This is a genomic window from Streptomyces sp. NPDC058401 (genome assembly GCF_042722885.1).
GTDB lineage: Bacteria > Actinomycetota > Actinomycetes > Streptomycetales > Streptomycetaceae > Streptomyces.
Genome location: NZ_JBHXKA010000160.1, coordinates 1 through 16,840, shown reverse-complemented (window position 1 = coordinate 16,840; position 16,840 = coordinate 1). Strand labels below are relative to the sequence as shown.

19 protein-coding genes are annotated in these 16,840 nt (G+C 73.3%); 6 read left to right on the top strand and 13 right to left on the bottom strand.

Going from position 1 to position 16,840, the window contains the following annotated elements:
* Positions 1-97: 97 nt before the first annotated feature.
* The 4 genes from ACFWNV_RS35210 to ACFWNV_RS35195 all read right to left on the bottom strand — a co-directional run bounded on the left by ACFWNV_RS35210 (position 98) and on the right by ACFWNV_RS35195 (position 4,954).
* Positions 98-1,438 carry an alpha/beta fold hydrolase gene (locus ACFWNV_RS35210; protein WP_383954986.1) on the bottom strand — a complete coding sequence of 447 codons (1,341 nt, stop codon included), beginning with the start codon at positions 1,436-1,438 and terminating at the stop codon, positions 98-100.
* A 98-nt stretch (positions 1,439-1,536) separates the two neighbouring features.
* On the bottom strand, positions 1,537-2,607 hold the full coding sequence (locus ACFWNV_RS35205; protein WP_383954984.1) for a phosphotransferase: 1,071 nt from the start codon (positions 2,605-2,607) through the stop codon (positions 1,537-1,539).
* 50 nt (positions 2,608-2,657) lie between these two features.
* Positions 2,658-3,743 (bottom strand): S-(hydroxymethyl)mycothiol dehydrogenase, encoded by a 1,086-nt coding sequence (locus ACFWNV_RS35200; RefSeq protein ID WP_383954982.1) that lies wholly within the window; start codon positions 3,741-3,743, stop codon positions 2,658-2,660.
* 266 nt (positions 3,744-4,009) lie between these two features.
* On the bottom strand, positions 4,010-4,954 hold the full coding sequence (locus ACFWNV_RS35195; protein WP_383954980.1) for a LysR substrate-binding domain-containing protein: 945 nt from the start codon (positions 4,952-4,954) through the stop codon (positions 4,010-4,012).
* A 70-nt stretch (positions 4,955-5,024) separates the two neighbouring features.
* Between ACFWNV_RS35195 and ACFWNV_RS35190 the strand changes: the two genes are divergently transcribed.
* Entirely contained in the window at positions 5,025-5,966 is a 942-nt protein-coding gene (locus ACFWNV_RS35190) for a dihydrodipicolinate synthase family protein (protein WP_383954978.1), read from the top strand.
* Between the two features lie 15 nt (positions 5,967-5,981).
* Here ACFWNV_RS35190 and ACFWNV_RS35185 read toward each other — a convergent pair whose 3' ends face one another.
* Entirely contained in the window at positions 5,982-6,425 is a 444-nt protein-coding gene (locus ACFWNV_RS35185) for a glutaredoxin domain-containing protein (protein WP_383954976.1), read from the bottom strand.
* Between the two features lie 212 nt (positions 6,426-6,637).
* On the opposite strand from ACFWNV_RS35185, the gene ACFWNV_RS35180 reads away from it, so the two are divergent.
* Both ACFWNV_RS35180 and ACFWNV_RS35175 read left to right on the top strand, forming a co-directional pair.
* Positions 6,638-7,093, top strand: coding sequence for a GNAT family N-acetyltransferase (locus tag ACFWNV_RS35180; RefSeq protein ID WP_383954974.1), 456 nt, complete (start codon positions 6,638-6,640; stop codon positions 7,091-7,093).
* A 422-nt stretch (positions 7,094-7,515) separates the two neighbouring features.
* Entirely contained in the window at positions 7,516-8,199 is a 684-nt protein-coding gene (locus ACFWNV_RS35175; RefSeq protein ID WP_383954972.1) for a LysM peptidoglycan-binding domain-containing protein, read from the top strand.
* Here the strand turns inward: ACFWNV_RS35175 and ACFWNV_RS35170 are convergent.
* On the bottom strand, positions 8,193-8,558 hold the full coding sequence (locus ACFWNV_RS35170) for a 5-carboxymethyl-2-hydroxymuconate Delta-isomerase (RefSeq protein WP_383954970.1): 366 nt from the start codon (positions 8,556-8,558) through the stop codon (positions 8,193-8,195). The two genes, ACFWNV_RS35175 and ACFWNV_RS35170, sit on opposite strands and share 7 nt — an antisense overlap.
* Before the next feature lie 115 nt (positions 8,559-8,673).
* Positions 8,674-9,318: a MerR family transcriptional regulator gene (locus tag ACFWNV_RS35165; protein ID WP_383954968.1), complete on the bottom strand. Its 645-nt coding sequence runs from the start codon at positions 9,316-9,318 to the stop codon at positions 8,674-8,676.
* Positions 9,319-9,417: 99 nt separating this feature from the next.
* Here ACFWNV_RS35165 and ACFWNV_RS35160 point away from each other — a divergent pair, with 99 nt between their 5' ends.
* Positions 9,418-9,927, top strand: a complete 510-nt coding sequence (locus ACFWNV_RS35160) for a DUF4188 domain-containing protein (RefSeq protein ID WP_383954966.1) — start codon at positions 9,418-9,420, stop codon at positions 9,925-9,927.
* A gap of 56 nt (positions 9,928-9,983) precedes the next feature.
* Here ACFWNV_RS35160 and ACFWNV_RS35155 read toward each other — a convergent pair whose 3' ends face one another.
* Positions 9,984-10,898: a squalene/phytoene synthase family protein gene (locus ACFWNV_RS35155; RefSeq protein WP_383954964.1), complete on the bottom strand. Its 915-nt coding sequence runs from the start codon at positions 10,896-10,898 to the stop codon at positions 9,984-9,986.
* 26 nt (positions 10,899-10,924) lie between these two features.
* Positions 10,925-12,685, bottom strand: coding sequence for a serine/threonine-protein kinase (locus tag ACFWNV_RS35150; protein WP_383954962.1), 1,761 nt, complete (start codon positions 12,683-12,685; stop codon positions 10,925-10,927).
* A gap of 339 nt (positions 12,686-13,024) precedes the next feature.
* Here ACFWNV_RS35150 and ACFWNV_RS35145 point away from each other — a divergent pair, with 339 nt between their 5' ends.
* Positions 13,025-13,231, top strand: coding sequence for an NUDIX domain-containing protein (locus ACFWNV_RS35145; RefSeq protein WP_383954960.1), 207 nt, complete (start codon positions 13,025-13,027; stop codon positions 13,229-13,231).
* A gap of 32 nt (positions 13,232-13,263) precedes the next feature.
* Here ACFWNV_RS35145 and ACFWNV_RS35140 read toward each other — a convergent pair whose 3' ends face one another.
* The 4 genes from ACFWNV_RS35140 to ACFWNV_RS35125 form a co-directional block, all read right to left on the bottom strand.
* Entirely contained in the window at positions 13,264-13,530 is a 267-nt protein-coding gene (locus ACFWNV_RS35140; protein WP_383954958.1) for a GlsB/YeaQ/YmgE family stress response membrane protein, read from the bottom strand.
* A gap of 95 nt (positions 13,531-13,625) precedes the next feature.
* Positions 13,626-13,958, bottom strand: coding sequence for a hypothetical protein (locus ACFWNV_RS35135; RefSeq protein ID WP_383954957.1), 333 nt, complete (start codon positions 13,956-13,958; stop codon positions 13,626-13,628).
* Positions 13,959-13,963: 5 nt separating this feature from the next.
* Complete coding sequence (locus ACFWNV_RS35130) at positions 13,964-14,941, bottom strand: DMT family transporter (RefSeq protein WP_383954955.1); 978 nt, start codon at positions 14,939-14,941, stop codon at positions 13,964-13,966.
* Complete coding sequence (locus tag ACFWNV_RS35125; RefSeq protein WP_383954953.1) at positions 14,938-15,834, bottom strand: phosphatase PAP2 family protein; 897 nt, start codon at positions 15,832-15,834, stop codon at positions 14,938-14,940. Before ACFWNV_RS35125 ends, ACFWNV_RS35130 begins: the two co-directional genes overlap by 4 nt.
* 252 nt (positions 15,835-16,086) lie before the next feature.
* Between ACFWNV_RS35125 and ACFWNV_RS35120 the strand changes: the two genes are divergently transcribed.
* Positions 16,087-16,719, top strand: a complete 633-nt coding sequence (locus ACFWNV_RS35120) for a TetR/AcrR family transcriptional regulator (protein WP_383954951.1) — start codon at positions 16,087-16,089, stop codon at positions 16,717-16,719.
* The last annotated feature ends 121 nt before the right edge of the window (positions 16,720-16,840 follow it).

Below are 16,840 nucleotides of genomic sequence, written 5' to 3'. Positions count from 1 at the left end.
TTCGCGTACTGGGCGTACGTGGTCGCCTCGGCAGTGCGGCCAGGTGCGGTGCCAGGCGTCGCGGGCCCGGCAAGATCCGAAAGAGACGGCCTAGGACTCAGACCTCGTCGCGTACGAGCGCCAGCAGCCGGTCCAGGACGCGCGGGCCCCCGGCACGGACCCCGTCGTGCTCGAACTCGTCCGTCACCCAGGTCTTCAGGCCGCGGATCGCCCCGGCGGTGGCCAGGGAGTGCGCGGTGTCCACGTACATGTCGTCGTGGTAGACGGCCGCGGCCACCGGCACCTCGTTGACGGCGAGCCGCGCCCGGTCGTACAGCGGGGTCCAGCCGGTGCGTGCCATCAGCAGCCCGGCGGTCTCGCGCAGCGGGGCGAGCGCCGGGTCGCAGTCGAAGTGCCAGGGGTGGATGGTCTCGCCGGTGAAGTACAGCGGTTCCGTGCCCGCGAGGGTCTTCGCGGCGTCGAACCGCGGCTGCCCGGAGCGGACCTGCTCGGCGGCCCAGCCGATGGGCGCGTGCCCGTCCTGGGCGTAGATCGCCTCGTGGAGCAGGGCGTAGAGCGGGTGCCCGGCGAAGGAGAGCTGGGCGTGCACGGCCTCCAGGAAGGCGTCGGAGAGGGCGGGCCCGTCCGGGGTGGGGACGAAGGCGTCCTCCAGCAGGTAGTGCAGCTGGTGGCTGCCGTCGGAGACGCCGAGGAGCAGACCGAGGGACTGGAAGGCCTCGGCCGTCAGCAGGTATCCGCCGGGGAGTTCGGCCGGGCGCTCGACGAGGTGCGCGGCGATGCGGCGGGCCCGCTCCACGTCCATGGGGTAGCGGGCGTAGTGCACCCGGTTCTTGCGCGCGACCCGGGGGTACGCGGCTTCGTACACCTCGGTGGCGGTGGCGTCGAGGGAGGGCAGCCCGCCGGTGATGAGGGCGGCGGCCAGCCCCTCGGGGGCCGCGCCCAGGTAGTGGGTGACGCAGAAACCGCCGAAGCTCTGGCCGAGGACCGTCCAGGGCGCGCCGCCGGTGAGCAGCGGGCGGATGGTCTCGGCGTCGCGCACGATGGAGTCGGCGCGGAAGTGGGCGAGGTACTCGGCCTGCTGAGCGGGGCCGCCGCGCAGCGGCAGGGTCTGCCGGTTGACCGGGGTGGAGCGGCCGGTTCCGCGCTGGTCGAGCAGCAGCACCCGGTACTCGGCGAGGGCCCGCTCCAGCCACGCCTGCCGCCCGACGAACCTGCGGGCGCCGAAGCCGGGTCCGCCCTCCAGGTAGAGCAGCCAGGGCAGGGACTCCGGGTCCTTGCCGGTGGCGACCAGCTCGCGGGCGTACAGCTCGATCCGCTCGCCGTCGGGGCGGGCGTGGTCGAGCGGGACGGTGAAGCGGTGGTCGGTGAGGACGACACCGGGCTGGCGGTAGCTGCCGGCGGCGGCGCTCTCGGCGGGCGCGGGGTTCACGGGGGTCACGGGTGGTCCCTGGGGTCGGCGCGGTGCGGTGGTGTGCGCGGGCAGCCGTCCCGGGGCCGGTGGGTGATGACGAACCGGGACGGCGGGCCCGCCCGAGCTTACGCGAGGCCCCCGGCGGCGCCGCTTGCCGCACCCGAGGTCACGGGCGGGCTCAGGGGCGGGGCTGGGGGCGTGGCCGGGCGCCACCAGTAGCGTCCGACGATGAGCTCCTCCAGCGAGCGGAGCCGGTCCTCGGCCATCCGTGCGTGCACGTCGGGGCGTTCCAGTGCGACGCGGAGGTCGGCTGCGAGGTGGGTCGCTTCGCGCACCTCGCAGCCTGCCCGAAGGGTGTCCGGAGGGGTCCCCGTCGCACGGGCGACGACGTCGAGGACGGTCTCCATGTGCGGGCCGCTGAACCGGATCAGGAAGAACCAGTCGTCGACCGGATCCCCGAAGCGGGCCCATTCGAAGTCCAGCAGGGCCGTCACGCTCGGGCCGTGCGCGAGCCAGTTGTCCCAGTGGCAGTCCGCGTGGACCGGGACGACCGCACGGGCGTGCGGGGGTGCGTCGCGGGCGATCGCCCGCAGTCCGTCGAGCAGGTGGGGAGGTACGGCTGCGTTCCGGTCGTGTTCGGCGATGTGGTCGATCTCGGCGAGGAACGCGGCCCGGCCGGTGAACCCTCCGTGGTCGAGGGTTTCCCTCAGCGTCCGGTCGGCCCGGCCCCCGGGCACCCAGGCGTGGAGCCGGCCGAGCCGCTCGACCGCCTCCTCCGCCAACGCGCGCGCGGTCGCCGCGTCCACCCCGGGCAGACCCATGCCGGGAGCCGTCCCCGGCACGCGGGCGTAGCAGGCGTAGCGGACCTCGTCGCCCGTCTCCAGCCGGTGGGTCCCGCTGCCGAGCAGCGGGGCCGCGAGGCCTGCGGGCAGCTGGGGAGCGAGCGCGATCTCCCTGTTCAGCCGCGCGTGGGAGCCCGCGTCGATGAGCTTCACGACCGCGTCCGAGCCCACGTACACATGGTGGGAACCGCTCGCGGCGGTGGCCATGGGCCCGGGGTCCCGCCCCAGGGCCGCCGCCGCGATCGCGCGAGCGGCGGCGCGGGCCTGCCCCGGGTCGGCCATCGGCGCGCGGGCGGTCAGCGGTCCGTCGGCGGTCAGCGGTCCGTCGGCGGTCACAGGTCCGTCGGCGGTCACAGGTCCTTGGGTGCTGACAGCTCCTTGGGTGCTGACAGGTCCGTGGGCGCTCAGAACTCGACCACCGAGCGGAGCACCTCGCCGCGTTCCATGCGTGCGAAGGCCGCCTCGACCCCGTCCAGGGCGATCCGCTCGGAGACGAACGCGTCGAGGTCGAGCCGGCCTTGCAGGTACAGGTCGATGAGCAGCGGGAAGTCGCGCTCGGGCAGGCAGTCCCCGTACCAGGAGGACTTCAGGGCGCCGCCGCGTCCGAAGACGTCCAGCAGCGGGAGTTCGAGCTGCATCTCCGGCGTCGGGACGCCGACCAGCACCACCGTGCCGGCCAGGTCGCGGGCGTAGAACGCCTGCTTGTACGTTTCGGGGCGGCCGACGGCCTCGATGACCACGTCGGCCCCGTTGCCGCCGGTCAGCTCCTGGATGGCCTTGACCACGTCCTGCGTACCGCCGTTGACGGTGTGCGTGGCGCCGAGTCCCCGCGCCCACTCCAGCTTCCGGTCGTCGAGGTCCACGGCGATGATGCGCGAGGCTCCGGCCAGCCTGGCCCCGGCGACGGCGGCGTTGCCCACTCCCCCGCAGCCGATCACGGCCACGGAGTCCCCGCGGCCGACGTTGCCGGTGTTCAGGGCGGCGCCCAGGCCGGCCATCACCCCGCACCCGAGCAGCCCGGCGGCGGCCGGCGAAGCGGCCGGGTCCACCTTGGTGCACTGGCCGGCGGCGACCAGGGTCTTCTCTGCGAAGGCGCCGATGCCGAGGGCCGGGGAGAGCGGGGTGCCGTCCTCCAGGGTCATGGGCTGGGCCGCGTTGTGCGTGGCGAAGCAGTACCAGGGGCGGCCGCGCTTGCAGGCGCGGCAGCTCCCGCACACCGCGCGCCAGTTGAGGACGACGAAGTCACCGGGGGCGACGGAGGTGACGTCCGGACCGACCGATTCGACGACACCGGCCGCCTCGTGACCGAGCAGGAAGGGGAACTCGTCGTTGATCCCGCCCTCCCGGTAGTGCAGGTCGGTGTGACAGACCCCGCAGGCCTGGACCCGTACGAGCGCCTCGCCGGGCCCCGGGTCGGGCACGAGGATCGTCGTGGTCTCCACCGGCGCGCCCTTGCTCCTGGCGATGACCCCTCGTACGCGATGCGTCACGTGCTACCCCGATCTCGATCACTGTCCCGTCAACTGCCCCGGAGGCCCCCCGCAGGGTTCCACCGGTCCGGCCAACGTACACGCGCTGCCCCACGTGCGGGAGTTGCCCCGCGCCGGGGGCTGCCGCCCTGGGCATGGGGGGTGCCGCCGCGGGGGCGGTGGGCTGCCGGCCTGGGACATGGCCGGGTGCCGCCCGCGGCCCTGTGGGCCCGAGCACGGTTGGGCAGCTGCGTCGGGCGGTGCGGTGCGATCCCGAGGGCGCGGCCCTAGACGTGCTGCCCGGACCGTTCGGGTGGCAGCGCCGCCCGCAGGGCCGCGCCGAAGGCGGCCACGGCGGGGTGGGCCGCGGAGCCGCTACGGAAGGCCACGTTGGTGCGGCGCTCCATGACGAGCCGGGTGAGCATGACGGCCGGATCCGGATCCCCCGTGATCCCCAGCTGCGGCACCACGGCCACGCCCTGGCCGGCCGCGACCAGGGCGAGCACGGTCGCGAACTCGTCCACCTGGTGGCGGATCTTCGGCATGAACCCGGCGTCCTCGCAGGCGCGCACCGTCATGGCGTGGCAGAGCGTGCCGGGCGTGGCGATGATCCAGGGCGCGTCGGCATGCGTACGGAGCAACGCCCGCTGCCCGGTTCCGGGTGGCCCGGGTGGGGAGGTTTCGGCGGCGGGGGACCAGGCCGTCGGGGTCGCCAGGTACATCGCCTCGCGGTAGAGGGGTTCCGTGGCGAGTCCGGGTTCGTCCGGCGCGGGGACGAAGTCGTACGCGTGGATCAGGGCCACGTCCAGATCCCCGGCCCGCAGGGCGTGCGCGACCGCCGCCGGGTCCGTTTCCGACACCATCGGCTCCAGGGCCGGGTGCCGGCGGCCCAGCTCGGCCAGGGCCGCCGGGACGATGGCCCTGGTCGCGGTGGGGAAGGAGCCGATCCGCAGCGCTCCGGCCAGTCCGCCCCGCGCCTCCGCGAGCTCCGCGCCGGCCCGCTCCAGGAGCTCCAGGACCGCGTCGGCGTGCCGGACCAGGTTCTGGCCGGCGGGCGTGAGCCGGACCCGGCGCCCGGTGCGCTCCAGCAGGGGCAGACCGGCCTCGCGTTCGAGCACCGAGAGCTGTTGGGACACCGCCGAAGGGCTGAAGGATAGCGCCTCGGCAACCGCGGCGATGGTCCCCCGGTGGGCGAGTTCGCGCAGGAGGCGCAGGCGACGTACATCGAGCATCGGATCAGCTTATGGGTCACCGAAGAAACGCGAACTGGATTCGATGCTCGCAGCGGGTCAGGCTCGACTCATGACCACCCAAACGCTCAGCACCTCGACGCCCTCCTCCGTCGGCGCCCTCGGCCCGTACGTCCCGTACGGGATCCACGTGCCGCTGATCACCCCCTTCAACGCCGCCGGGGAAGTGGCCGCGGATGCCCTGGAGGCGCTCGCCCACGAGGTGCTCGACGCGGGAGCCGCCGGGATCGTGGCGCTGGGCACCACGGGCGAGCCGGCCGCCCTCGACGAGGCCGAGCGCGACCTGGTCACCGACGTCTGCGCCCGGGTCTGCCGCGAGCGCGGGGCGGCGCTGACCGTGGGCGCCGGGGCGAGCGGAACCCGGGCCGCCGAGGAGTCGCTCGGCCGTCTGAAGCGGTGGCCCGAGGTGCGGGCGGCGCTGGTGACCGTGCCCGCGTTCGTACGGCCCTCGGCCGCCGGGGTGCTGGCGCACTTCGAGCGGCTGGCCCGGGTGAGCCCCGTACCGCTGGTCGTCTACCACGTCCCGTACCGCACCGGACAGCCGCTGGACGCGGCCCTGCTGCGGGAGGTCGGTGCGCTGCCCGGGGTGGCGGGGGTGAAGTACGCCGTCGGCTCGCTCGACGGGGAGGCGGTGGCGCTGCTCGGTGATCTGCCGGACGGTTTCGCGGTGTTGGCGGGCGACGACGCCTTCCTGTCGCCCCTGCTCGCCCTCGGCGCGGCGGGCGGGGTCCTCGCGTCGGCCCATCTCGCGACGGACCGGTTCACCGAACTGGCGGCCGCCTGGCGGGCGGGCGAAGCGGACCGGGCCCGCCCTCTGGGCCATGCACTGGCCCGACTCTCCGCGACCCTCTTCGCCGAGCCCAACCCGGCCGTGGTGAAGGGGGTGTTGTACGAACAGGGTCGCATCCCGACCCCTGACGTACGCCTCCCCCTGCTGCCGGCGAGTACAGAGTCGGTCACGGCGTCCCTGCGGGAACTGGCGCGGCTGCCTTAGCCCATCGCCCAACTCTCAACCCCTGCCGGAAGGGGAGAGCTGTTCGCGCACCCACTCCGCATCTGGGTTGGTGTGCGGCCGGCCCGCCACGACGACGGTCGGCACGGTCTCGTTGCCTTCGTTGGCCGCTCTCACCGCTGCGGCTCCTGCCGGGTCGCGCCAGATGTTGACCCAGTGCAACTGGCCGGCGCTGCGGCCCAGTCGGATGCGCAGCCGGATGCAGTACGTGCAGCCCGGCCGCCAGAAGACGACCGGCCGCCCGTCGACCGCGCTGCGGCGCTCCGCCTCCCGCACGCCGGTCGACCTCGGGAAGATCAAGGGCGAGTTCACGCCTGCGAGGGCCAGGAAGGCCGGCAGGAGCGCTGCGCCCGCGACGGGACTGCCTCCGGAAATCAGCACCGTCGCGACGGCTGAGCCGCAGAGTACAAGCACCACCGGCAGGATCCACACGCGCATCATGGTGACGCAGGCTAGTCGACACGTCGACCGGGTGATGCGCAAGCCCGTCCCGGTTGCCGATCACCGGGACGAGAGCGAGGCGGCCGCCTGGTGGTCCGCCACGGCTGCCACGGCCGCCACCAGCGGTAGATCGCCGGGGGATGGCAAGATCCTCGAAGACCCGACCGGCACAGCACCTGCGGCGCCGAGAGCCGCGCAGAAGGGCGAGCAACATGAAGATCATGGTGGACGATCTGTCCGGTTCGGAGATCGCCGGGTTCCTCGACGAGCACGTCCGGCAGATGCGGTCCATCACGCCCGTGGAGAGCAAGCACGCCCTTGATCTCGAAGAGCTTCGCAAGCCCGAGGTGACCTTCTGGTCGATCATGGACGGTGACACCGTGGTGGGCTGCGGTGCGGTCAAGAGGCTGGACGCGGGGCATGCGGAACTGAAGTCGATGCGCACCGCGCCGACGCGCAAGCGAAGCGGGATCGCGTCCCTGCTGCTGGAACACGTCATCACCGAGGCCAAGGCCATGGGATTCACCCGGCTGAGCCTGGAGACCGGATCAGCCGAGTTCTTCCTGCCCGCCAGGAAGCTCTACGGGAAGTTCGGGTTCACCCCGTGCGGGCCGTTCGCGAACTACCGACCGGACCCGAACAGCACGTTCATGACCAGGACCCTCTGAGGATCCTCTGATGACCCTCTGAGGAAGTCAGTCGCGCATCCCAGTCGGTACAGCCGAGGGGTGAATGGCCCGGGATGGGCGATTCGCGGCCAACGGGCGGGTCGCCCGAATCGGGCCCGGCGACGGGCGACTTGCCCGGATTGGGCTGCTGCCCGCCGGCCCGTGATGTGAGTCACGCCGGGGGCGTCAACATCATTTCCCTGTGAGACACGATTCCCTTTTCCCTGTTGGATATTCGGGAATTCACCAACCAGTTTTCAAGGTCATCCGCGGGGCCGAATGCGAGAAGTTGATCTCCCGGTCGAATTCGTGTCTTGTTCCGGCCCGCCGGGCTCGCCTACGGTCACCTCATTCCCGGTGGTCAGCTGCCGAATCCGGCCTCCGCCAGGGCTCTTCCGTACCCCCACGTGAGGAATTCCGCCATGCCCGCACAGGGAAAGCACCGCCGGCCGAAGCAGCACCACGCACTCACCCGCAAGCTGGCCCTCGCCGGTTCCGGCGGTGCGGCGCTGGCCCTCCCGCTGATCAGCGCGACCACGGCCGGGGCGGCCGAGGTGGCCGTCGCCCCCACGACGTATTCCGTGGTCAGCGGTGACACCCTGAGCAAGATCGCGGCCGAGCACTCCATCGGCGGCGGCTGGCAGCAGCTCTACGAGGCCAACAAGGGCCTCGTCGGCGCCGACCCCTCGGCCATCCGCCCCGGGCTGAAGCTGAACCTCACCGCGGTCGCGCCCGCCGCCGCCCCCGCTGCCGCGCCGGCCGCGGCCAAGGCCGCCACCGGCTACGCGAACAACCTCGACGGCTGGATCCGGGAGTCGCTCGACGTCATGGCGCAGCACGGAATTCCCGGTAGCTACGAAGGAATTCACCGCAACGTGATGCGGGAATCCTCGGGGAATCCGATGGCCATCAACAACTGGGACTCCAACGCGGCGGCCGGCATCCCCTCCAAGGGGCTCCTCCAGGTCATCGACCCGACCTTCCAGGCCTATCACGTGCCCGGCACCCCGATGGACTCCTACGACCCGGTCGCCAACATCACGGCCGCCTGCAATTACGCGGCGGCCCGCTACGGTTCGATCGACAACGTCAACGGCGCCTACTGAACGAGCTTGCGGTAGGCCGCTCCCAGCTCGCTCACGTCCACCGAGGCGTGCACGACGGGACCGGCCCCGTTCGCCCCGGTGGACAGGTACTTGAACAGCAGGCCGAGCACGGCCTCGCTCAACTCGGCTTGGACCGCCTCCGTCCGGCCCGCCAGCAGGCCGATCTGTACGTGGACGAGCGCGGCCCCGGGCGCCCCGTCGGCCACGTACACCTCCTCCAGGCACCGGAAGCGCGTCTTGCAGTTGGCCACGGTGGCGGCAGCGACCTCGGTGGTCAGGGCGTGCAGGGCCGACGCGAATCCGCGCCGGTCGAAGGTGTCGGACAGGTTCGCCGAGTAGTCGACGGTGATCTGCGGCATCGGGCCTCCGGGTGTTCGGCGACCGGCCCCGTGGGGCCGCATCGCATGGTGACGGTTCACGGCCGGCGGGTCTCGCCGACCCGCACCGACCGTACCGCCGGGCCCCTCCCCCGCCTCACTCCAGCCCGTACCGCCGCGCCGACTCCTCCTCCTGCGCCAGCCGGTGCATGGCCTTCAGTACCGGCTGCACGAGGATGACCGCGGCCACCGCCGTCTCGACCTTCTCCGCCTCGGAGGGGTACGTCTCCATGAAGTCGAAATCGTGCACGGCCGCCCGGTGCATCAACTCGGCGTACGGGGCCATCAGTTCGGCGTCCCACGGATAGCCGAGCCGGATGAGGGTGGAAACGGCCGACACGAGCGAGCGGTGCACCGGGGACAGGTCCCCCACCTCCCGGGCCGTCGACCAGCCGAGCATCTCCAGCAGCCGGTCCACCTCGCGCCGAGCGGTGATCACCGCCGGCTCCTCCTCGTCCGGCTCGGGCCCCTGCGGCAGCGCCCACAGTGCCGCGCCGATCCGCAGCGTCCGCCCCAGGGACTCGTCGTCGACGTGCGCGAGCACTTCCCGGGCCGTGGCCACCGTGATCCCGCCGACCTGGATGAGCGCGCGGACCAGCCTCAGCCTCCGCAGATGTCCCTCGTCGTACTCGGCGGTCGTCGCGCTGACCCGGCGCCCCGGCGCCAACAGCCCTTCGCGCAGGTAGTACTTGATCGTCGCCGTGGAGACGCCACTGCGCTCGCTCAACTCCGCCAGTCGCATCTCTTGAGCCTTCCCTTGGAGAGTGCCACTATCCAATCATGCAGACGGGCGGCACCGCCCGTCAGTGCCGCGATCCCACCGGGAGCCCCTGGAGGCAGAGTGTCCGCCAAGCCGATACCGGGCCGCACCACCGCGGCCGCCGAGGGCGACGTCGTCGTCCTCCTGCTCGGATTACGCATCAACCACTTCTGGGCCCTCCACCAGTGGATCCCGGTCGTGCTCGCCATGCCCCGCATGCTCCGCGAACTGGCCCGGGACGAGGGCCGGGGCCTGCTCGGTCACGTGCTGCTCACCGCCTCGCCCCGCACGTACTACGTGGTCCAGTACTGGGAGTCCAAGGAGAAGCTCTACGCCTACGCCTCGGCTCCCGACATGCTCCACCACCGGGTCTGGGCGATCATCAACCGCAAGGAGCACGCGGGCAAGGTCCGCGGGCACGTCGGCCTGTGGCACGAGTCGTACATCGTGCCGGAGGGCTCGTACGAGTCGATCTACGCCGACATGCCGCCCGCCGGCCTGGCCGCGGCCACCGGAGTCCTCCCCCTGGAGGCCCGCGGCCGCCGCGCGGCCGACCGCCTGCGCCACCGCTCCGGCCCGGAAGCGGCCTGAGCCCGGGCCCCGGAGACAGCCCAGGTGGGTCAGGTGGCCCAGGTGGGTCAGGTGCGTCAGCCGGCCGTACGCGGCCTGCGCGCCCTGGCGCGGACCAGGGTGCGCAGCGGAGCCGTGAAGCCGTAGCCGACGTCCTTGCGCAGCGCCCCGGCGCCGGCCCGCTCCACCGCCGTGAGCTGGTGTTCCATGAGCTCGGTCATGGTCAGGGCGACCGCCCGCAGACCGGGTTCGGTGAGGTCGAGGATGCCGTCGGCGGCGGCCAGTGCGGTCCGGGCCCGTCCGCATTCGGCGGCCAGCAGTTCCCGTACGGCCGGGGTGTCCCGGGCCTGTTCGAGGTCGGCGCGGGTCACGGAGTGTTCGGCGAGGCGGGCCCGCGGGATGCAGAGCCGGCCGTCCGCGAGGTCACCGGCGAGGTCGGCGAGGAAGTCGACGCGCTGGGCGGCGTCCACGAACCGCCGCCAGCCCGCGGCCTGTTCGGCGTCGGGGCCGCCCTGGTACTGCAGGCCGGTGAAGACCAGCACTCCGGGCCAGGCGTAGGCGTCGAGGTAGGCCTGGAACTCCTCCTCGGCGGCGAACCCGTCGAAGACCGCCTCCTCGGTGACCGCACCGTCGAGGAAGCGGAACACCCAATCGGCGGGCAGGCCGCGGGAGTCGACGGCGTGGGCGTAGGCGCGCAGCAGCGGGTCGGGGCTGTCCCCGGTCTCCAGTGCGCGGCGCACCTCGGTGCCCAGTTCCTCGAGGCCGGCGGCCCGCTGCTCGGCGGTGCCGGTCTCGGCGACGTCGTCGACCCGGTTCATGAAGGCGAGGCCGGCCGCCAGCCAGGGCACGAGCGCGGGTGCGGCCAGCAGCCGCAGGGCGAGGTACGGCGCGGGTTCCCGGCGCAGGACCCGCCGGGCCGCGTACGTGTAGTCGGCCCGGAGCCCGGGGCCGGTTATCCCGGCGGTCGTGAGCGTGCTGCGCCAGCTTGGCATGTGGTGGTTCTCCGCTTCCCCGGCGGTCAGCTCCGGTAGACCTTCTTGATCTTAAAGTCGGTGCCGGCGAGGACGTACCCGCCCTGTCCGTACTCGTCGCTCAGGTAGGGGCGGACCGCGGGGGTGTCCAGCCAGGGCGAGACGTTGAGGTAGCGGGAGCTCGGGTTGTCGACGCCGAGTTCCTTCGTCGACGCGGCCAGCAGGGCGGGCAGCGCGTTCCAGTCGAGCGCCGCCATGTCCATGAGCGGCTCTCCGGGCTTCACGGTGCCGGAGGGGCCGGTGCGCTTGGCGACGCCGCCGCGGAACTGCCAGGAGTCCACGGTCTTGGCTCCGGCCGCGGTGGGGATGTCGGCGAGCACGTACTCGTCGTAGACCTTCATGTCGACGAAGGTGGTGGTGCCCGTCTGCTGCTTGAACGCCTCGATGGCGGTACGGATGTTGGCCGGGTCGATCAGGCTGCCCTTGGGCGGGGTGACCGGCTTCGGCGTGCTCGCCTTGGGGGTCGGTGCCGGGGTCGCGGCCACGGCGGTGCCGGAGGCCGGGGAGGCCGGTCCGGAGCCGGCCGGTGTCTGCGAGGTGTTCGGGTCGCCGCTCTTGCCCGCGGAGCCCCCCGCGTCCCCGTCGGGGAGCCACTTGACGAGGCCGACGACGCCCGCGGCCAGGACCACCGCGAGGAGTCCGGCGAGCAGGGCCGGGCGACGGCGACGCCGCGGGGGCGTCGGCGCGGGGACGGTCACGGGGACGGTGAACGCGTACGGGTTGCCCGCGCCCGGGACGAACGGCGGCGGCGGCGTGTGCGGTGTGTGCGGTGTCTGAGAGAAGCTGTGCGTGGCTCCCGGTCTCGGTCCCGGTATGGAGCCCATCGCGGGACCGGGACCCGGGGTCGCCGGTCCGAAGCTTCCGAAGGTGGCGGGCGGTGCCGCCGGGGAGGCACCGGCGAGAGCACTGCTCGCACCGCGGAGCAGCGCTTCCAGTTCCTCGGCGTCGGGCCGCACGGACAGGTCCCGCACCAGCAGCCGTTCCAGTACGGGTCCCAGCGGGCCGGACCGGACCGGCGCGGGGATCGGCTCGTCGAGCACCGCGACCACGGTGGCCAGGCTGGTGGCCCGGCGCAGCGGGTGCACCCCCTCCGCGGCCACGTACAGCAGCATCCCGAGCGACCACAGATCGGAGGCGGCCAGTCCCTCCGCGCCGCGCGCCCGCTCGGGCGCGATGTACTCCGGCGAGCCGATCAGCGCTCCGGTCGAGGTCAGCCCGGTGGCGCCGTGCAGGGCGGCGATCCCGAAGTCGGTGAGCACCGCGGAGCCGCTGGGTCGCAGGAGCACGTTGGCCGGTTTCACGTCTCGGTGCAGCACCCCCTCCGCGTGCGCGGCCCGCAGTGCGGAGAGCAGGTCGAGCCCGAGGCGCAGTACGTCCACCACCGGCATCGGACCGGCCTCCAGCCGGTCGGCCAGGGAGCCGCCCCGGACGAGCTCCATCACGATCCACGGATGGCCGTCGGAGCCGGGCTCGGGCTCCACGATGTGGTGGATGGTGACCACGTTCGGGTGGGCGAGCCGGGCGAGGGCCCGGGCCTCGCGGACGGCGCGTTCGCGCAGCTGCACGACCAGCCCGGGCTGCGCGGCGGCGGTCGCCGGGTCCGGCGGCCGCACCTCCTTGAGGGCGACCTCCCGGTCCAGCGCGATGTCGCGGGCGCGCCACACCGTCCCCATCCCGCCGCTGCCCAGGGGCCGCGCGAGTTCGAAGCGCCCGTCGATCAACCGTCTGCCGGCCTCACTGCTGTCCATGGCCGGTCATCGTAGGCGCCACCACCGACGCCGGTGCACCCGTACCGGGACGTGGACAACGACGTGGCCGTCCCCGGGGCAGCCCGCACCGCACCCGGCGGCCCGCACCGCGCGCGTGGGCGGCGCACGGCGTGGGTAGGGTGCCTGCCCGAGATCCCCGAGGGGCCGAGGCCCGGACGGAGGTGGAGCGGTGTCCGTCTGGCTCCCGCCCGCCGAGTACGTCGAAACCATCCCCCGGGCGACCGGTTACGCCTGCCTCTACTTCACCGACACCCGCGGCCGCCCGGTGCAGCTGCGGGCCACGCACTCCACGGAGCCTGGCAGTGGCCGGGCGGGAACATGGACCACGGCGAGACGCCCTGGGAGTGCGCGCTCCGGGAGTGCCTGGAGGAGACGGGCATCGCCTTCGACCCCGAGGAGCACAGCGAGGTACGGGTCCACTCGGTCCGTGAGTGGGAGGCGCTCATGAGCCCCTCGAACTTCGCCCGCCTGCGGGAGATCGACGCTGCCCGCCGTACCGGCACGGTGGCCTACATGGAGCGCTGATCCGGCCCTGCCCGCCCCGCCGGCCCCGCTGGTCAGTTGCGGGAGTTGCCGAAGAGGAGGCGGTAGGCGATGAGGAGGACCAGCGAGCCCGCGATGGCGGAGCCCCAGGTCGCGAGGTCGAAGAAGTCGTTCTGGATCGACCGGTTCAGGAACTTCGCCGAGAGCCGGCCGCCGGTGAAGGCCCCGGCGATCCCGATGAGGGTGGTGCCGATCAGGCCGCCCGGGTCACGGCCGGGCAGCAGCACCTTGGCGATCCCGCCCGCCAGCAGTCCGAGGATGATCCAGCCGATGATGCCCATGCCCGTTCACTCCGCTTCGCTGTGCGCGCCTCGTCGTGCGCGCCACGTCCGTTCAGGTCTCACACGGGGAGACGCGTGAACAGGCGAAACGGTTCTCAGGCGGGCCGCCGCCCGGACCCGGGGGCGGGCCTGAGGGCGGCCATCGCGACCAGGCCGAGCACCGCGACTCCCGCGGCGCCCGTCGCGCCCCTTGCCAGGAATCCGCCGCGGGAGCGCCAGGACAGCACCGACAGAGTCGACTGGGCGGAGGCGAACGAGCCCGCGCTCAGCACGGAACCCACCGAGGCGGCCGACAGGGTCGAGCCGACGGAGCCGATCGACAGCACGCTCCCGACCGATCCGATGGAGAGGATCGAGCCCACCGAACCGATGGAGAGGATCGAGCCCTTGGAACGGAGCGAGAGGAACGAACCGTAGTCGGCAGCCATGCGGCTCATGCTGCCACACCGGCCATCGACCCGGCCTGAGGCACGGTCGGAGACGCGGTCGGAGACGCGGCCTGAGGCACAGGCATCGGCCCGGCCTGAGGCACAGCCTGAGGCACAGCCTTGGACCCGGTCTGAGGCGCGGCCTGGGTCGCGGCGGCCGCCGTCTGCTGCGGGGTCCGGGTGAGCAGCAGCACGCCCCGGGCCGCCGCCAGCGCCCCGGCCACGGCCAACAGGACTCCGAGCGCGCCGCCCTGGATGCGTTCGCCGAGCAGGATCATGCCGATCGCGGCCGCGGCCAGCGGATTGGTCAGGTTGACCACCGCGAGCGGGGCCCCGAGTCCGCCCCGGTAGGCCCGCTGGGACAGGAGCATCCCGCCGACCGCGAAGACCACCACGAGCAGCGCCACCGAGACGACCCGGACGCTGAGCAGGGACCCGCCCCGGCCGCCCGCCACCGCGACGGTCTGGGTCAGGGCGGAGGCGGCCGCGGAGGCCAGCCCGGACGCCGTCGCGTGGCGCAGCCCCGAGCGGGTGTCGGTCCGTGCGGTCAGCATCACGATCACCGCGGCCGTGGCTCCGGAGACGGCGAGCGCCTCGACCAGGGTCAGGGTCTCGTCGGGGGACGGGCCGGAGGCGGGCAGCAGGAGCAGCCCGAGGCCGACGACGGTGGCCAGCGTGCCGCGCCACTCGCTGGCCACGACCCGGCGCCCGGCCCCGCGGGCGCCCAGGGGTACGGCGGCGACGAGGGTGAGCGCGCCGAGCGGCTGGACCAGGGTGAGCGGCCCGTACCGCAGGGCGGCGGCGTGCAGGAGCGCGGCGGCGGCGTTCAGGCCCGCCGACCACCACCAGGCGCCGTTGCCGAGCAGCGCCTTGGTGCTGCGGGCGACCGCGCGGCGGGCGAGGCGTTCCTGGGCGACGGCGGCGGCCGCGTAGGTGACGGCGGCGGCGAGGCAGAGCAGGACCGCGAGGAGCGTGGCGTTCACCGGACCGCTCCTACGGTTCCTGCGGTCTCGACCCGCCCTGTTCCTACGGTCTCCACCGGCCCTGTCCCTACGGCCTCCGCGGGCTCGGCGCCCGCGAACACCGGCTCGGCGCCCGCGAACGCCGGCGCCGGGCGCGGACCCGGCACGCTGCGCCGGGCGACGATCGACCGGCCGGCCGGGCGCGGGACCAGCAGCAGCGCGGCCCCGAGGAGCAGTGTGGCGACGATGGCGTCGAGCCAGTAGTGGTTGGCCGTGCCGACGACCACGAGCAGGGTCACCAGCGGGTGCAGCAGCCACAGGGCGCGCCACCGCGAGGAGGTGGCGGCGATCATGCCGAGGGCCAGCATCAGCGCCCAGCCGAAGTGCAGCGAGGGCATCGCGGCGAACTGGTTGGCCATGGTGTCGGTGGCGGGGGCGGCCCCGTAGACGGTCGGACCGTAGACCTGGCCGGTGTCGATCAGGTGGGCGGCGCCCAGCATCCGCGGGGGTGCGAGGGGGAAGGCCAGGTGGAGGACGAGGGCCGCACCGGTCAGGACGGCCAGCACCCGGCGGGTCCAGAGGTAGTGGGCGGGGCGGCGCAGGTAGAGCCAGACGAGGAAGAGCACGGTGGCGGGGAAGTGCACGGCCGCGTAGTAGGTGTTCGCGGTGTGCACGAGGGCGTCGCTGTGCAGGAGCAGGCGCTGGACCAGGCCTTCGCCGGGCAGGTGCAGGGTGCGTTCGGCGTCCCAGACCCGGGTGGCGTTGCGGAAGGCCTCCTCGGTGCGGCCGGTGGAGAGCGTACGGCCGAACTTGTAGACGGCGAAGAGGCCCACGACGAGCAGGAGCTCGCGTATGAGGCGGCGGCGGGCGCCCGGCCCCGCGGCGGCCCCGGCGGGTGTGGTGTGGGAGGTCATCCCCCGGTCTCGCTTCCTGTACACAGCTACACGGCTCACAATCGACACACCAGTGTATCGATACATTCTCGTATCGATACGAGTGTGTACCGATACGCTCGCGTTCCCGTAGACTTTCACTAGAGACTGCTGGGGCGCGACCGAAATATCGCCGCGCAGCAGTACGAGTGCGAGGCACTCAGCAGTACGAAGCACGCAGCAGTACGAGGTACACCGCAGTACGAGGCACGCAGCACCGAGGAGAGCCGCCCCATGACGTCGCCGACGCCGGAAGCCGTCCCGGCCCCCGCGCGCCGCTCCAAGATCACGCCGGAGCGCGAGCAGCAGCTCTACGACGCCGTCCTGGAGCAACTGCGCGAGGACGGCTACGAGGCGCTGACCATGGAGAAGATCGCCGCCCGTGCCACCTGCGGGAAGTCCACGCTCTACCGGCAGTGGAAGACCAAACCGCAGCTCGTCGCCGCCGCCCTGCGTGCGGACCGGCGCGGGACCCTCGCCGCGGTGGACACCGGGACCCTGGCGGGCGACCTGCGCGAGGCGGCCCGGCTCGCCGCCTGTACCTCGGGGCGCGACACCCGGCTGATGCAGGCCCTCGGGCACGCGGTGCTGAGCGACGAGGAGCTGAAGGCGGCCCTCCGCGATGCCCTGGTGGAACCGGAGCTGGCGGCCTTCGACGCGATCGTCGCGCGGGCCGTGGCCCGGGGCGAGCTCGCCCCCGGGCATCCCGCCGTGGAGTTCCTGCCGGCCCAGCTGATGGGCGTGCTGCGCATCAGGCCCGTACTGGAGGGCCGCTACGCCGACGCCGAGTACCTCGTGCGGTTCGTCGACGCCTGTCTGCTGCCGGTGCTGGGCGCGGCCCCGCCGGAAGCCGGCCGGGCCCCCTGAACCGGGCCCCTCGAACCAGCGGGCCGCCGTCCCCGATGACCGGACGGTGACCCGCTCGCGCTGCCTCGTGGGGACGGTGGCAGCGCAGCCCCCGGACCGGTCGGCGGGCACTCCCTCGCGG

What these genes read in the sequence shown, in the direction of transcription:
- ACFWNV_RS35185 (WP_383954976.1), bottom strand. Translation starts at nt 6,425, where the DNA reads ATGATGCGCGTGTGGATCCTGCCGGTGGTGCTTGTACTCTGCGGCTCA.
- ACFWNV_RS35190 (WP_383954978.1), top strand. Translation starts at nt 5,025, where the DNA reads ATGACCACCCAAACGCTCAGCACCTCGACGCCCTCCTCCGTCGGCGCC.
- ACFWNV_RS35155 (WP_383954964.1), bottom strand. Translation starts at nt 10,898, where the DNA reads ATGCCAAGCTGGCGCAGCACGCTCACGACCGCCGGGATAACCGGCCCC.
- ACFWNV_RS35125 (WP_383954953.1), bottom strand. Translation starts at nt 15,834, where the DNA reads ATGACCTCCCACACCACACCCGCCGGGGCCGCCGCGGGGCCGGGCGCC.
- ACFWNV_RS35145 (WP_383954960.1), top strand. Translation starts at nt 13,025, where the DNA reads ATGGACCACGGCGAGACGCCCTGGGAGTGCGCGCTCCGGGAGTGCCTG.
- ACFWNV_RS35165 (WP_383954968.1), bottom strand. Translation starts at nt 9,318, where the DNA reads ATGCGACTGGCGGAGTTGAGCGAGCGCAGTGGCGTCTCCACGGCGACG.
- ACFWNV_RS35150 (WP_383954962.1), bottom strand. Translation starts at nt 12,685, where the DNA reads ATGGACAGCAGTGAGGCCGGCAGACGGTTGATCGACGGGCGCTTCGAA.
- ACFWNV_RS35195 (WP_383954980.1), bottom strand. Translation starts at nt 4,954, where the DNA reads ATGCTCGATGTACGTCGCCTGCGCCTCCTGCGCGAACTCGCCCACCGG.
- ACFWNV_RS35135 (WP_383954957.1), bottom strand. Translation starts at nt 13,958, where the DNA reads ATGGCTGCCGACTACGGTTCGTTCCTCTCGCTCCGTTCCAAGGGCTCG.
- ACFWNV_RS35180 (WP_383954974.1), top strand. Translation starts at nt 6,638, where the DNA reads ATGAAGATCATGGTGGACGATCTGTCCGGTTCGGAGATCGCCGGGTTC.
- ACFWNV_RS35120 (WP_383954951.1), top strand. Translation starts at nt 16,087, where the DNA reads ATGACGTCGCCGACGCCGGAAGCCGTCCCGGCCCCCGCGCGCCGCTCC.
- ACFWNV_RS35140 (WP_383954958.1), bottom strand. Translation starts at nt 13,530, where the DNA reads ATGGGCATCATCGGCTGGATCATCCTCGGACTGCTGGCGGGCGGGATC.
- ACFWNV_RS35175 (WP_383954972.1), top strand. Translation starts at nt 7,516, where the DNA reads ATGCCCGCACAGGGAAAGCACCGCCGGCCGAAGCAGCACCACGCACTC.
- ACFWNV_RS35170 (WP_383954970.1), bottom strand. Translation starts at nt 8,558, where the DNA reads ATGCCGCAGATCACCGTCGACTACTCGGCGAACCTGTCCGACACCTTC.